Below are 14,759 nucleotides of genomic sequence, written 5' to 3' on the forward strand. Positions count from 1 at the left end.
TGGCGAACCATATGTGCTTTTTAGTTCCCGTTTGTATCAAGTTTTCGAGATTATCTAGCGTGAGTGTCGAATGATCCGGACAATCGGCTCATCAGTCAACAGACCACCCCGGAGTCCGGCGCTTGCGGCGGACCACGTTGGGAGCCGCTGCACATGTCGACCCACGAGCCGCCGGGCCGGGACTCCATCGCCGTGGACCACCTGCCCCCCGACCTCACCCGCGCGCTGTACACGCACATGCGGACCGCACGCGACCTCGACACCGAGGCCGTCGCCCTCCAGCGCCAGGGCGTCTTCCCCGCCTACGTGTCCGTCCGCGGCCAGGAGGCGGCCCAGGTCGCCAGCGCGGCCGCGCTGGACCCGGGGCGCGACTTCGTCTTCCCCACCTACCGCGAGATGGCCTCCGCGCTCGCCTACGGGGTCGAGATGGTCGGCTACATGGCCACCCACCGGGCCCTGTGGCACGGCGGCCTCTACGACGTCATGGAATCCCGCTTCGGCGCCATCAACGCCGTCGTCGGCGGTCCCGTCCCGCACGCCGTCGGCTGGGCGGTCGGCGAGCGCATGCGCGGCGGCGAGGGCGTCGCCCTGGCCTACTTCGGCGACGGCGCCAGCTCCGAGGGCGACGTCCACGAGGCCATGAACTTCGCCGGGGTCTACGGCGCCCCCGTCGTCTTCTTCTGCCAGAACAACCGCTGGGCCCTGTCGGTGCCCAACGAGCGCCAGGTCGCCGGCGGCTCCGTCGCCGCCCGCGCCCAGGGCTACGGCATGGCCGGGGTGACGGTGGACGGCAACGACGCCGCCGCGGTGTACGACGCCGTCACCGAGGCCGCCGCCCGCGCCCGCCGCGGCGGGGGCCCCACCCTCATCGAGGCCCTCACCTACCGGGTGGAGCCCCACTCCACCTCCGACGACACCGGCCGCTACCGCGACGAGACCGAGGCCGACCGCTGGCGGGCGCACCGCGACCCGGTCGCGCTGCTGCGCGCCGCCCTCATCGGGGCCGGCCACGCCACCGATGAAGAGCTCGACGCGATCGACGCCCGGGCGAGGCAGCGCGCCGAGGAGATCCGCGACGGCGTCTCCGCCGCTCCCGAGCCCGACGGCTCGGAACTGTTCACGCACGTCTTCCGGGAGACCACCCAGGAGCTGACCCGGCAGCGCCGCATCTGGGAGGAAGAGGTCCAGCCGTGACGGAACTCATCGACCGCACCGACGCCGCCGCCGAGACCCCCGTGCTCGAAGAGCTGTCCATGCAGCAGGCCATCAACCGGGCCCTGCGCGTCCTCCTGGCCGAGGACCCGAACGTCCTGGTGTTCGGCGAGGACGTGGGCGCCCTGGGCGGCGTCTTCCGGGTCACCGACGGCCTCCAGAAGGAGTTCGGCGACCAGCGCGTCTTCGACACCCCGCTGGCCGAATCGGCGATCATGGGCATGGCGGTGGGCCTGGCCATGAACGGCTGGCGCCCCGTGCCCGAGCTCCAGTTCGACGGGTTCGCCTATCCGGCCATCGACCAGATCGTCAACCAGGTGGCGCGCATGAACTACCGCACCCGCGGCGCCGCACCCATGCCGATCACCCTGCGCCTGCCCTCCTTCGGCGGGATCCAGGCCCCCGAGCACCACGGGGAGAGCCTGGAGGCGCTCTTCGCCCACACCCCCGGGCTGAAGGTCGCGGCGCCCTCCGACCCGGCCGACGCCTACGGCCTCCTGTTGCAGTCCGTGCGCTCCGACGACCCGGTCGTCTACATGGAGCCCAAGGCCCGCTACTGGGACCGCCGCCCGGTCCGGCTCAGCGAGCCCACCGACCCCATCGGCACCAGCCGCATCGTCCGACCCGGCCGCCACGCCACCCTCATCGCCTGGGGCGCCATGGTCCACAGGTGCGTCCAGGTGGCCGAGCTGGCCGCCGAGGACGGCGTCGAGCTGGAGGTCCTGGACCTGCGCTGGCTCAAGCCCATCGACGCAGCGGGGCTGGCCGCCTCGGTCGCGCGCACCAAGCGCGCCGTGGTCGTCCACGAGGCCCCGCTCACCGCCGGGCTCGGCGCCGAGGTGGCGACCCTGGTCACGGAGCAGTGCTTCCGGGACCTGGCCGCCCCCGTGCAGCGCGTCACCGGTTTCGACGTCCCCTATCCCGCGGGTCCCCTGGAGCCGCAGTACCTGCCGACGATCGACCGCATCCTGTTCGCGGTGCAGAGAACCCTGGAGTACTAGAACCACCATGGCTGAAGAGAACGTCACCTTCACCCTCCCCGACCTCGGGGAGGGCCTCGTCGAGGCCACCGTCCTGGAGTGGCAGGTGTCCGTCGGCGACGTCGTCGAGCGCAACGCCCCGCTCGTGGAGGTGGAGACCACCAAGTCGGCCGTGGTCATCCCCTCGCCCAAGGCCGGGCGGATCGTCGAGCTGCACGCACAGGAGGACCAGGTCGTGCCCGTGGGCGACCCGCTGGTCACCTTCGCGGTCCAGGCCCAGGAGCAGCAGGCGGGCATCGTGGGCAGGGTCCCCACCGAGGAGGCCCGCCCCGCCCGCCGCGTCCGGCTCAAGCCGCCGTCGGACTGACCGGGCTCACCCACGGGGCCCGTTCGGAGGAATCCACGAACGGGGCGGATTTCCTCGCCCTGCATTTATCGGAACCTCTGAAAATGTCCCGTTCCGTCTTCTGCCAATACCTCCGGCCGCACAAGGATTGAGGATTCATGTCTGCGAATCTCGTCGGCGACGTGACAATGCGCTATGCGGATTTGCATCCGCAGTCCCCGGCGGAGGCCGCCCCCGTGCTTCTGCTCCACGGTTTCGGGACGGACTTCGGCATGAATTGGCAGGCCGCCGGGTGGCCGCAGCTGCTGGGTGCCGCCGGGCTGCGCGTGATCGGACCGGACCTGCGCGGCCACGGTGCCAGTGGGAAACCCGCCGACGACACCGCCTATCTGCCCGAACGTTTCACCTCCGACCTCGTCGCCCTGCTCGACGAACTCGGCGTGGAGCGGGTCGACGCCGTCGGGTATTCCATGGGCTCGCGGCTGGCCTGGGAATTGGCGCTCACCCGGCCCGAGCGGGTGCGCCGCCTGGTCCTGGGGGGATTCGGCCCGGTCAACGCGTTCGACGGCACCGACCTGTCCGCCCTCGGAGAGGGCACGACCCCCTTCGACCAGGTGTTCCGCACGGTCGCCGCGCTGCCGGGCAACGACCCGGCCGCACTGGCCGCCTGCGCCCGCGGCCAGGCCGCCCGGCCGTTCTCCGCCGAGCCCCCCGTCGCGGTGCCGACACTGCTGGTCACGGGGGCCAAGGACGAGATCGCGACGGGCGCCGCCGAGCTGGCGGCGGCGGTCGACGGGGCCCACGTGGAGGTGCCCGGGCGGGACCACGTCAACGCGGTCTCCTCACGGCTCTTCAAGCAGGCCGTGCTCGACTTCCTCACCTCCTGACGGGTGAGGTCGCGCCCCGGTCCGGTCCGCCGCTCCCAACGCCGGGCCCCGGGGCGCGGTCCGGGCTCCGGCGGGACCACCCGCCGGAGTCCAGGCCGGTCTAGACCGGCACCGTTTCACGTGGTGTTGTGACCCGGTGTGCCGGGTGGGGGGCCTTGCGTAGTAGTGGCTTGTGGGGGCCCCGAGCGGACCGGATAATACCCCCGGGCAAAGCATGGGACGTCCGTGTTCGGTGTGTGATCGGTAACTTCCGAGTAAGGACCCGTGTCATTCAGCTCTCGCCTTCATAACAAGTCTGTGCGCCGGTTGGGTGTACTTTCCACTACCGGATATCGTCCGACCGCAGAACTCAGCCCGGCCCCCGGTTGAAAGCGGGCCGCTGAGAGGGCGAAGGGGAGTTAAGAAGTGAAGCGCAGCAACACTGTCAGGTTCGCCGCCATCGCGGCGGCCGGTGTGCTCGCCCTCACCGCGTGTGACAACGCGGCCCAGGAGGGTTCGGGCGAGGAGACCGGTGGCGGCGAGGAGGCCTCCGAGATCCGTGTCGGCCTCGCCTACGACGTCGGCGGTCGCGGCGACCGCTCGTTCAACGACTCGGCCTACCGCGGCCTGGAGCAGGCGATGAACGAGCTGGGCGTGGACGCCCAGGAGTTCGAGCCCGCCGACGGCGAGGCCGACTCCGCCAAGGTGGAGCGTCTGTCCACCATGGCCGAGGAGGGCTACGACGTCATCATCGCGGTCGGGTTCGCCTACGACGGCGCCGTCCGCGAGGTCGCTCCGGAGCACCCGGACGTCAACTTCGCGATCGTGGACTCCGAGATCCCGGACGTCGACAACGTCACCAGCCTGGTCTTCGCCGAGGAGCAGGCCTCCTTCCTGGCCGGTGCCGCCGCGGCTCTGACCACCGAGGAGGACCACGTCGGCTTCATCGGCGGCGTCGAGACCCCGCTGATCCACAAGTTCGAGGCGGGCTACGCGGCCGGTGTCGCACACGTGAACGAGGACGTCACGGTCGAGGTCGACTACCTCAGCCAGCCGCCGGACTTCAGCGGCTTCAGCGACCCGGCCCGCGGCCGCGAGCTGGCCCAGGCCCAGTACGACCGCGGCGCCGACGTGATCTACCACGCCGCCGGCGCCTCGGGCAACGGCGTCCTGGAGGCGGCCGTCGCCAACGACTTCCTGTTCATCGGCGTCGACAGCGACCAGTACGAGAACGCCGAGGACGACCAGAAGCCGTTCGTGCTGACCTCCGCCATCAAGCAGGTCGACGTGGCCGTGTTCGAGCTGATCCAGTCCGCCGTCGACGGTGACGTCGCCGCCGGTATCGAGCGCTTCGACCTCGCGGGCGGCGGTGTCGACTACACCACCTCCAACGAGGAGCTCATCAGCCCGATCCAGGGTGAGCTCGACGAGATCAAGCAGCAGATCATCGACGGCGAGATCGAGGTCCCGACCGAGCCGTAAACGCGCGATCGCGCACCTGAACCGCGGGTAGGACCCGTGGTGACTCACGGCCTGGGACGGCCGCCGGACGGGGGCACCCCGCTCCGGCCGCCGTCCCGGCCGTCGTTACGCGGACGAGGGCGTCCGGCGGTGGCGACCGGCCCCGCGCCGCTCCGCATTCCTCAAGGAGACAGATGAGCAGCACGCCATCGGGCGATGGGGGCCAGGCGCCCCCCGCCGTTGAGCTGCGCGGGATCACCAAGCGTTTTCCCGGGGTCGTGGCCAACCACGACATCGACATCTCCGTGGCCCCCGGCACCGTGCACGCCATCGTCGGCGAGAACGGTGCGGGCAAGTCCACGCTGATGAAGACCCTGTACGGGATGCACCGTCCCGACGAGGGCACCATCCACGTCAACGGCGTCCAGGTGAGGTTCAACTCGCCCTCCGACGCCATCCGCAACGGCATCGGCATGGTGCACCAGCACTTCATGCTCGCCGACAACCTCACCGTCCTGGAGAACGTGGTGCTGGGCGCCGAGCGCCTGCACGGCATCGGCTCCAAGGCCCGCGCCGAGATTCTCCGCCTGTCCGGGCAGTACGGGCTGGGGGCGGACCCGGACCGCCTGATGGAGGACCTGGGCGTCGGCGACCGCCAGCGCGTGGAGATCCTCAAGGTCCTCTACCGCGGCGCGCGCACCATCATCCTGGACGAGCCCACCGCCGTCCTGGTCCCGCAGGAGGTCGACGAGCTCTTCGACAACCTGCGCGAGCTCAAGAGCGAGGGCCTGACGGTCATCTTCATCTCGCACAAGCTGGACGAGGTGCTCTCCGTCGCAGACGAGATCACCGTGATCCGGCGCGGTACCACCGTGGCCACGGCCGACCCGCGCACCACCACCGCGCGGGAGCTGGCCACGCTCATGGTGGGCGGTGAGCTGCCCGTCCCCGAGCTGCGCGAGTCCACCGTCACCGACGAGGTCGTCCTGTCCCTGGACGGGGTCACCGTCCGCTCCGCCGAAGGCCGCGCCGTCGTCGACGGCGTCACCCTCGACATCCACAAGGGCGAGATCGTCGGCATCGCCGGCGTCGAGGGCAACGGCCAGTCCGAGCTCATCGAGGCCGTCATGGGCATGCGCCCGATCGCCTCCGGCGCCATCCGGCTGGGCGCCGACGACGTCACCGGCTGGCACACCCTGAAGATCCGGGAGGCCGGGGTCGGCTACATCCCCGAGGACCGGCACCGCCACGGCGTGCTGCTGGAGTCCTCCCTGTGGGAGAACCGCATCCTGGGCCACCAGACCAAGCCGCCGAGCGTGCGCGGCCCCTGGATCGACAAGACCGGGGCGCGCACCGACGCCGAGCGCATCGTCGCCGAGTACGACGTGCGCACGCCCAACATCGACGTCATCGCCGACGCCCTGTCCGGCGGCAACCAGCAGAAGTTCATCATCGGCCGGGAGATGAGCGGGAGCCCCCGCTTCCTCGTCGCCGCCCACCCCACCCGCGGTGTGGACGTCGGCGCCCAGTCCGCGATCTGGGAGCAGCTGCGCGAGGCGCGCGCGGCGGGGCTCGCGGTGCTGCTGATCTCCGCCGACCTCGACGAGCTCATCGGCATGTCCGACACACTGCACGTCATCCTGCGCGGCCGCCTGGTCGCCCAGGCCGATCCCGCCACCGTCACCCCCGAGCAGCTCGGCTCCGCCATGACCGGCGCCGGACTCGACGGTGACGGCGGCACCGACAGCACAGAAGGTGACAGCGGTGACGACACCGCCGACCGGAACGGGGGCGGGAATGAGTGACTCGCCCACCCGTGGAGGGATGCCACCGGCCCTGGTCCCGGGGGTCCTCATCGCCCTGCTGGGCACGATCGTGACCGTCGCCCTCGACACAGTGCTGCTGTGGTGGGCGGCGCTGATCATCGGCGTCGTCCTGGCGTTCGCCGCCGTCATCCTGGTCGACCGCCGGATGCCCCACGTGCGACGGGCCGGCGCCGCCGGCACCAAGGAGGAGGGCACCGCCCTGCACAACACCCTGGTGGTCCCGACCGCCCTGGTGCTGTCGGTGGTCTCCGGCCTGCTGCTGGCCTGGTTCCTGGACCTGTCCCTGATCGAGCCGGTGGCCGCCGCCCTGGGCGCGCTCGTCGGATCGGCCGCCGCCTTCCTGCTGCACCGTCGGCTGTCGGCGATGCTCGCGCTGTCCTTCGCCGCGGTGTTCGCCGCCGGGATCATCGCGATCGCCGTCACCGCGCTCGTGCTGTTCTTCAGCGGGATCGCCCCGGGCGCCACCTTCGCCCGGATGATCGAGTACGGCAGCCGTCCCAACAGCCTCGTGCAGATCATCAACGACGGCACCACCTACTACCTGGCCGCCGTCGCCGTGGCGATCGGCTTCAAGATGAAGCTGTTCAACATCGGCGTCGACGGCCAGTACCGGCTCGCCGCCCTGATGGCCGCCGCCGTCGGCGGCTGGCTGGTGCTGCCGCCGGTGCTGAGCCAGATCGTCATCATCCTCGTCGCCGTCGCGGTGGGCGGGGCCTGGGCCGGTATCGCCGGGTACCTCAAGGTCACGCGCGGCGTGTCCGAGGTCATCTCGACGATCATGCTCAACGCGATCGCCACCGGCATCACCGCCTACCTGCTGAACACCGACCGCCTCGCGGTGGAGATCAGCACCAACAACATCGGCACGCCGCCGCTGCCGGAGGGTTCCTGGGTGCCCGGCATCCCGGCCCTGTTCCTCGGCTCGGAGCGGGAGATCTTCGGCCTGGTGTTCCTGGCGATCGCCGTGGGCATCGGCTACGCGGTGATGCTCAACCGCACCCGCTTCGGCTTCGAGCTGCGGGCCACCGGCCAGTCGCAGAGCGCCGCCGAGGCCAGCGGTGTCAACGTCAAGAAGATGGTGTTCCTGTCCATGCTCTTCTCGGGCATGGTCGCGGGACTGGTGGGCATGCCGCAGCTGCTCGGCAGCTCCCACTTCTACGCGCTGGACTTCCCGACCGGCATCGGGTTCATCGGCATCGCCATCGCGCTGCTGGGCCGCAACCACCCGGTGGGCATCGCCTTCGCCGCCGTCTTCTGGGCCTTCCTCAACCAGGCGGCGGGCATCCTGCCCTTCGACGGCATCCCGCAGGAGATCGCCGTCATCGCCCAGGCCACCATCGTCCTCACGGTCGTCGTGGTCTACGAGGTCGTCCACCGCTGGGGCCGTCGCTACCAGCAGCAGCAGATCGGCAAGGAGCTCGGCACCACCGTCGCCGAGCCCGCCGAGGCGACCGTGCCGGCCGGCACGGCGTCCGACAGCGGTGACGCCACCGGGGACGACACCCCCGGGAACGACCGCGGCGGGGAGGCGAAGTGAGCCAGGAACTCAACGTGATGGAGCCGGTGGCCAAGCCCCCGGTCCGCTCCGGCGGCCGGTCGGTGTGGCGGCTGCTCAGCCTGTTCGGTGCGGTCGTGGTGGCCCTGGCGGGCCTGCGGGTCATCACCGGCCAGGACATGCTCACCGACGCGGGCACCGTCCGCACCACCATCACCTTCGCGGTGCCCATCGCCCTGGCGGCCCTGGGCGGCCTGTGGGCCGAGCGCTCCGGCATCATCAACATCGGCCTTGAGGGCATGATGATCCTCGGGACCTGGTTCGGCGCGTACTTCGCCTGGTCCACCGACAACCCGTGGATCGGCCTGGCCGCCGGGGTGCTCGCCGGCATGGCGGGCGGCCTGCTGCACGCCGTCGCCACGGTCACCTTCGCGGTGGACCACATCGTCTCCGGTGTGGCGATCAACATCCTCATGCTCGGCGCGATGCGCTACCTGTCGATCCTGGTGTACGCCGACGTGCCCGGCGCGGGCGCCTCGCAGTCGCCCACCACGCCGTCGTTCCCGGTGTGGAGCATCCCCGGGGTGGCCGACGCGCTGGGCCCGGTGGCGGGCGGCGGCATCCCCGTCGTCGCCGACCTGGCGTCGCTGGTCATCGGCGTCACGACCCGCATGTCGGCGCTCACCATCATCGCGATCCTGATGATCCCGGTGACCTACCTGGTGCTGTGGAAGACGGCGTTCGGCCTGCGGCTGCGGTCGGTCGGCGAGAACCCCGACGCCGCCGAGTCCCTGGGCGTGCCGGTGTACACCTTCAAGTACATCGCGGTCATCATCTCCGGCGGCCTGGCCGGCATGGGCGGGGTGTTCCTGTCCGTCGTCGCCTCGCAGATCTACCAGGAGGGGCAGACCGGTGGCCGCGGCTACATCGGTCTGGCCGCGATGATCTTCGGCAACTGGCGGCCGGGCGGCCTGGCCATGGGCGCCGGGCTGTTCGGGTACACCGACGCGCTCCAGATCCGCGGCGGCGGCGCGGCGATCCACGCCCTGCTGCTCCTGCTGGCCGTGATCCTGCTGCTGGCCGCCCTCTGGCAGGTCCGCCAGGACCGCAAGGGCCTGGCGATCGCCGGTGTGATCGCGGCCGTGCTGCTGCTGGTCTGGTACTTCACCACCGACTCGCTGCCCCGCGAGCTGGCCACCTACAGCCCGCACATCGCGACGCTGCTGGTGCTGTCGCTGGCCTCGCAACGGCTGCGGCCACCGGCAGGCATCGGCAAGCAGTGGCGGGCGAGCCGGTCGTGAGCGCCGCCGAGGGCATCGACTGGGAGGCACTGCGCGCCGCCGCCCGGGAGGCCATGGCCCACGCCTACGCGCCGTACTCGCAGTACCCGGTGGGCGCGGCGGCGCTGGTCGACGACGGCCGCACCGTCAGCGGCTGCAACGTGGAGAACGCCTCCTACGGGCTGGCGCTGTGCGCCGAGTGCGGCCTGGTCAGCGCGCTGCACGCCACCGGCGGCGGCCGCCTGGTCGCGTTCGCCTGCGTGGACGGGCAGGGGGAGACCCTCATGCCCTGCGGGCGCTGCCGCCAACTGCTGTACGAGCACGGCGGCCCGGACCTGCTGGTGGACACCCCCGAGGGGGTCCTCACCATGGACCGGGTCCTGCCGCAGGCGTTCGGCCCGCACAACCTGGCCTGAGACCCAAGAGAACAAGCACCATCCCTCTCCCCGGTCGCCGCCCGCACGGCGGCGGCCGGGGAGACCCGTTTTCTCCCGGAAGGAATGACATGGACGTCATCGAGATCATCCGCGCCAAACGCGACGGGGGAGAGCTCACTCCGGAGCAGATCGACTGGGTGATCGACGCCTACACCCGCGGCGCGGTCGCCGAGGAGCAGATGTCGGCGCTGGCCATGGCGATCTTCCTGCGCGGCATGAACCGCGCCGAGGTGTCCCGGTGGACCGAGGCGATGCTGGCCTCCGGCGTCCGGCTGGACTTCTCCGACCTGGACCGGCCCACCACCGACAAGCACTCCACCGGCGGGGTGGGCGACAAGATCACCCTGCCGCTCACCCCCACCGTCGCCGCCTGCGGCGCGGCGGTGCCCCAGCTGTCCGGCCGGGGCCTGGGCCACACCGGCGGCACCCTGGACAAGCTGGAGTCCGTCCTCGGGTGGCGGGCGTCGCTGAGCACCGACGAGATGCGGTCCGTGCTCGCCGAGACCGGCGGCGTCATCTGCGCGGCCGGCGAGGGGCTGGCTCCGGCCGACCGCAAGCTGTACGCGCTGCGCGACGTCACCGGGACCGTGGAGTCGATCCCGCTGATCTCCGCGTCGATCATGAGCAAGAAGCTCGCCGAGGGCACCGGTGCCCTGGTGCTGGACGTCAAGGCGGGCTCGGGGGCGTTCATGAAGGACGTCGACTCGGCCCGCGAACTGGCCCGCACCATGGTGGACATCGGCACCGACCACGGGGTGCGCACGGTCGCGCTCATCACGGACATGTCCGTGCCGCTGGGGCGTCAGGTGGGCAACGCCCTGGAGGTCGCCGAGTCCGTGGAGGTGCTCTCCGGCGGCGGTCCGGCCGACGTGGTGGAGCTGACCGTGGCCCTGGCCCGGGAAATGCTCGCCGCCGCGGGCCTCACCCCGGGCGAGAACGGGGTCAAGGACCCGGCGGAGGCCCTCAAGGACGGCAGCGCCCTGGAGTCCTGGAAGCGTCTCATCCGCGCCCAGGGCGGCGACCCGGACGCCCCGCTGCCGCAGGCGGCCGAGCGCCGCACGGTGCTGGCCCCGGCCTCGGGGGTGGTCACCCGCCTGGACGCCTACCAGGTGGGCCTGGCGGCCTGGCGGCTGGGCGCGGGCCGCGCCCGCAAGGAGGACGCGGTGTCGTTCGGCGCGGGCGTGACCCTGCACGCCAAGCCGGGCGAGACGGTCTCCGCGGGCGAACCGCTGTTCACCCTGCACGCGGATGAACCGGAGCGCTTCGAGCGCGGCGCCGTCGCCCTGGAGGGCGCCTTCGACATCGACCCGGACGGCGTCTTCGAGCCGGGGCCGATCGTCATCGACCGCATCGCCTGATCCGTCATCGCACGGAACACGCCGTGGGGCGGCCGCCGGGGATCCGGTGGCCGCCCCACGGGCATTGCATGCTGAGCGTTGGCGAGCGCCGCGGCCGCCACCCGCTCCTCACGGCGGCCAGGCGCCCAGCAGGTCGCCGGGGCCGTACGCGGCGTCGAGGCCCGGGCAGTCGACTCCGCTGCGCCAGACCGCCATGACCGGAACGGGTCCACCGGTGAGGGCGGCCTCCCCTGCGCCGCGGGCCGCCGCGACGGTCAGGAGCCCAGGGAGAACGTGCGGACCTCGGTGTCCACCGGCTCGCCCTCGCCGTGCAGGCGCACGACCTCGAACGGCACCTCCACCAGGCGGTTGCCGTCGTCCCAGGTGAGCGGGCCGCGCGGACCGACGTAGGCGATGTCCTGGCCGTCGCGGACCCGGGCCAGGCAGTCCGCGTACCCGGTGCACTCCCGGCCGCCCGCGCTCACCGCGGGCAGGTGGGCGGCGATCTCGGCGGGCTCGACCGAGCCCGCGGCCTCGGCGGCCAGGGCGACGAGGTTCACGCAGTCGTAGAGCGCGGCCGTCACCCCGCCGAACTGTGCGCTGTAGGACATGTCCCCGCTCTCGGAGGAACCCCAGTCGATCTCGGGGAAGCGCTCACCGCCCGTGTGGTGGCGGACCACGGTCGCCCCGGCCGGGCCGAGAGAGTCCAGTGGAACGGTCGGATTCGCGACGAGCGGGAGACCGGGGACGTAGACGCCTTCGGCCGGGAGCCCCTGGTGCATCAGGGCGTCGGTGACGGTCTCGGCGGTGAGTTCCAGGGGGATGACGGCGTCCACCCCCTCCTCCAGCAGCTTCGCCGCGTCGGTCCCGGCGCCCTGGAACGACGACGGGTCCACCAGGGCCCGCAGGATGTCCACTCCGACGACCTCGATGCCGTGGGTCCGTGCCTCGGCGGTGATGGTGTCCAGCCACACCTCGCTGCCCGGGGTGTAGGCCACCGCGATCTTCTCGCGGCCGTCCTCGGCGATCACCTGGGTCAGTGCCCGCACCACCTGGTCCTGGCCCGGGATCGTGGAGAAGTACCGGCCCTCCCCGAACCCCGGCGTCGCGGTGTAGGGCTCGGCGTTGCCGCAGTAGAGGGTGCCCGCGTCGAGCACCTCCGGGAGCAGCTGTTCGCTGCCCATCGCGTGGGAGCCCAGTACGACGTCCGGGTCCGTGTCCAGCAGGGTCCCGGCGTCGTCCGACGCGGTCGGGGCGGCCACCTCGTGGCCGAGCACGCCGCCGACGGCGTTGATCTCCTCCAGGGCGCGGGCGATCGCCTCCTGCTTGGGGTCGGTGCTGCCCTCGGGGGAGAACAGGCCGAAGGCCAGGGGCTCGGGGGAGACCGCCAGGGGGTCGCCGACCGACGGGGTGCGCAGCCAGTGGGCCGCACCCGCGGCGGCGCCCATGAGGACGACGGTCAGGGCGACCGCGCCGATGATCAGCGGGCGCCGGTCCGGCGCCTGCGGGGCGGACGGCGCGGGGGTTCCGGGCAGGGGTGGGGGAGGGGTGGTCATGGTTCTCCGCGTGTGAGGGGATACCGGCAGCGGCGGGCGCCGCCGCGGTCAGTCCGACAGGCCGACGACGGGCCCCGGGCCGGTGGTGTTCGGGCCGCTCAGGCCCACGGGCACAACGCTCGGGGCGCCGGGTCCGTCCCAGCGCAGCGGTCCGCGGGGGCCGACGTAGGCGATGTCCTCGCCCTCCAGCAGCAGGTCCAGGCAGTGCGCGTACCCGCCGCAGGCGTGGTCGCCGGAGGTCACCCGCGGCAGATGGGCGGCGATGTCCGCGGGCTCGACCGAGCCCGCGGACTGGGCGGCCAGCGCGGTCGCGGTGACGCAGTCGAAGGCGCTCGCGGCGGCGGCCGGGTCGGCCCCGTTCCGCTCCGCCGCGGGCTCGAACGCGATCAGGGCGTCGCGGAACGCGGCCGTCCCCGGATGGGCGTACGTCGAGGTGCGCTCGCCGGGCATGGCCGGACCGGTGACGTAGAGGCGTTCGGCCGGGGTGTCCAGGTGGCCGTTCTCGCCGGCGTGGACCCCCGGCAGGTCCTCGGCCAGGATCACCGCGTCGGTGTCGAAGGGGCCGATGTCGGACAGCCCGCGCAGCGGGTCCGCGAGGGTGCCGCCCTCGACGTCCATCCGAACCCGTTCCGTGGTCGTCTCCACCCCGGCGGCGTGCAGTTCGTCCTCGACGGCGGCGGCCATGTCGGCGCCGAAGTCCCCCTCGTCGACGATGACGGCGGCCGAACGGTGTCCGTCGGCGACGGCGGCGCGGGCCAGGGCGCGGGCCGCCTGCTCCCAGGTGTGGGAGGCGCTGAAGTACAGGTCGTCGGCGGCGTCCGCGCGGGTGTCGGCGCCCGAGCACATGAGGACGCCCGCCCCGGTCACGTCGGGGCGCATCGCCCGGGCGCCGACCGGGGTGCCACCCCCCACGAGCACGTGGACGCCCTGCGCGACGACCTCGGCGGCGACCGGTCCGGCGGGCACCGAGACCGGTGGCTCCCGACCGGCCACCGGGTCGGGCAGGCGGTGCCCGAGGACCCCGCCCGTGGCGTTGATCTCCCGGATCGCGAGTTCGACGCCGACCCGTTCGATGCCGACGGGTACGGCCTCCTCGCCGGTGGCGGTCACGGCCGGGTCGTTCTCCTCGATCGGCTCGGGGAGCACGTACCCGAAGGTCAGCGGCTCGGGCGAGACCACCGGGGAGGACAGCAGGGCCGGTCCGTCGGTGGGCGCCCAGGCGACACCGGTGTAGTCGGTGGCGGGGCCGCGGGTCAGGGCGGTGCCGACGACGGCGGTGGCGGCCATGACGGCGAGGGCGGCGGCGACGCAGGCACCGATGAGGAGCCGGGGACGGCGCACCGGGGAGGGGGATGCCAAGGGGGGACTCCGGAGCACAGGAGAAGGCTGCCGTTATGTGGCTTATGCCTTACTTGTCAGGATTTGCGCATCCTAGCAGTCCCCGACTCGGGGAACCCGTCAGATCCGGCCCGCCGCGATGACGTAGGTGACGATGGCCAGGACCACGAACACGCCCCCGGTCAGCACCGTCGCCGAGGACAGCCAGCGGGCCCAGGGGCGGGTCGTGTCCCGGCCCAGGACCAGCGACAGCGACGCCGTCAGCACGGTCAGCACGCCGAGCCCGCCGTAGGCCAGCAGGTCGGCGTTGACGGAGGCGAGGTGGCCCTCGGTCTCCAGGGTGACGTCGGTGAACGCGAACCGGCCGAAGAGCTCGAACAGGCGCTGGCCGGTCACCGCCGGGGCGAGCAGCAATAGGGAGGCCAGGGCGAAGGTCTCGGCCGACAGGACGCCCGGCACGCTCACCGTGCGTCCGGCGTCCAGGAAGGCGTCGGCGGGCCGTGCCGCCTCGGCGGCCGGGGCGCTCTCTTCGGGGGCGTCCGCCGCGGGGGCGTCGTCGGGGGCCTCGTCGGCGGGAGTGGTGTTCTCGGAGGTGCTCACCCGGACAAAATATCCGCTCGTTCCC

13 protein-coding genes are annotated in these 14,759 nt (G+C 72.3%); 10 read left to right on the forward strand and 3 right to left on the reverse strand.

What is annotated here, in order from left to right:
* Positions 1 to 153 precede the first annotated feature (153 nt).
* The 10 genes from QJS33_RS05680 to QJS33_RS05725 all read left to right on the forward strand — a co-directional run bounded on the left by QJS33_RS05680 (position 154) and on the right by QJS33_RS05725 (position 11,261).
* Positions 154 to 1,194 carry a thiamine pyrophosphate-dependent dehydrogenase E1 component subunit alpha gene (locus tag QJS33_RS05680; RefSeq protein ID WP_306366783.1) on the forward strand — a complete coding sequence of 347 codons (1,041 nt, stop codon included), beginning with the start codon at positions 154 to 156 and terminating at the stop codon, positions 1,192 to 1,194.
* Complete coding sequence (locus QJS33_RS05685; protein ID WP_306366784.1) at positions 1,191 to 2,213, forward strand: alpha-ketoacid dehydrogenase subunit beta; 1,023 nt, start codon at positions 1,191 to 1,193, stop codon at positions 2,211 to 2,213. The genes QJS33_RS05680 and QJS33_RS05685 overlap by 4 nt, the downstream gene beginning before the upstream one ends.
* A 7-nt stretch (positions 2,214 to 2,220) precedes the next feature.
* Positions 2,221 to 2,559, forward strand: a complete 339-nt coding sequence (locus QJS33_RS05690) for a biotin/lipoyl-containing protein (RefSeq protein WP_306366785.1) — start codon at positions 2,221 to 2,223, stop codon at positions 2,557 to 2,559.
* 137 nt (positions 2,560 to 2,696) lie between these two features.
* Positions 2,697 to 3,425, forward strand: a complete 729-nt coding sequence (locus tag QJS33_RS05695; protein ID WP_306366786.1) for an alpha/beta fold hydrolase — start codon at positions 2,697 to 2,699, stop codon at positions 3,423 to 3,425.
* Positions 3,426 to 3,830: 405 nt separating this feature from the next.
* Positions 3,831 to 4,886 (forward strand): BMP family protein, encoded by a 1,056-nt coding sequence (locus QJS33_RS05700; RefSeq protein WP_306366787.1) that lies wholly within the window; start codon positions 3,831 to 3,833, stop codon positions 4,884 to 4,886.
* A 173-nt stretch (positions 4,887 to 5,059) separates the two neighbouring features.
* Positions 5,060 to 6,670 (forward strand): ABC transporter ATP-binding protein, encoded by a 1,611-nt coding sequence (locus QJS33_RS05705; RefSeq protein ID WP_306366788.1) that lies wholly within the window; start codon positions 5,060 to 5,062, stop codon positions 6,668 to 6,670.
* A gap of 19 nt (positions 6,671 to 6,689) precedes the next feature.
* Positions 6,690 to 8,228, forward strand: coding sequence for an ABC transporter permease (locus QJS33_RS05710; RefSeq protein WP_372339594.1), 1,539 nt, complete (start codon positions 6,690 to 6,692; stop codon positions 8,226 to 8,228).
* Positions 8,225 to 9,487, forward strand: coding sequence for an ABC transporter permease (locus QJS33_RS05715; protein ID WP_306366790.1), 1,263 nt, complete (start codon positions 8,225 to 8,227; stop codon positions 9,485 to 9,487). The genes QJS33_RS05710 and QJS33_RS05715 overlap by 4 nt, the downstream gene beginning before the upstream one ends.
* Complete coding sequence (locus QJS33_RS05720; protein WP_306366791.1) at positions 9,466 to 9,882, forward strand: cytidine deaminase; 417 nt, start codon at positions 9,466 to 9,468, stop codon at positions 9,880 to 9,882. Before QJS33_RS05715 ends, QJS33_RS05720 begins: the two co-directional genes overlap by 22 nt.
* Positions 9,883 to 9,971: 89 nt before the next feature.
* Positions 9,972 to 11,261 (forward strand): thymidine phosphorylase, encoded by a 1,290-nt coding sequence (locus tag QJS33_RS05725; RefSeq protein ID WP_306366792.1) that lies wholly within the window; start codon positions 9,972 to 9,974, stop codon positions 11,259 to 11,261.
* A gap of 254 nt (positions 11,262 to 11,515) precedes the next feature.
* Here the strand turns inward: QJS33_RS05725 and QJS33_RS05730 are convergent, their stop codons facing one another.
* The 3 genes from QJS33_RS05730 to QJS33_RS05740 all read right to left on the reverse strand — a co-directional run bounded on the left by QJS33_RS05730 (position 11,516) and on the right by QJS33_RS05740 (position 14,734).
* Positions 11,516 to 12,796 (reverse strand): ABC transporter substrate-binding protein, encoded by a 1,281-nt coding sequence (locus tag QJS33_RS05730; protein ID WP_306366793.1) that lies wholly within the window; start codon positions 12,794 to 12,796, stop codon positions 11,516 to 11,518.
* 48 nt (positions 12,797 to 12,844) lie between these two features.
* A complete protein-coding gene (locus tag QJS33_RS05735; RefSeq protein WP_306366794.1) occupies positions 12,845 to 14,155 on the reverse strand; it encodes an ABC transporter substrate-binding protein in 1,311 nt (436 codons plus the stop codon).
* 99 nt (positions 14,156 to 14,254) lie between these two features.
* Positions 14,255 to 14,734 carry a hypothetical protein gene (locus tag QJS33_RS05740; RefSeq protein WP_306366795.1) on the reverse strand — a complete coding sequence of 160 codons (480 nt, stop codon included), beginning with the start codon at positions 14,732 to 14,734 and terminating at the stop codon, positions 14,255 to 14,257.
* Positions 14,735 to 14,759: the final 25 nt, after the last annotated feature.

Origin of the sequence: Nocardiopsis sp. CC223A, assembly GCF_030766825.1 — a bacterium.
Classification (GTDB): domain Bacteria; phylum Actinomycetota; class Actinomycetes; order Streptosporangiales; family Streptosporangiaceae; genus Nocardiopsis.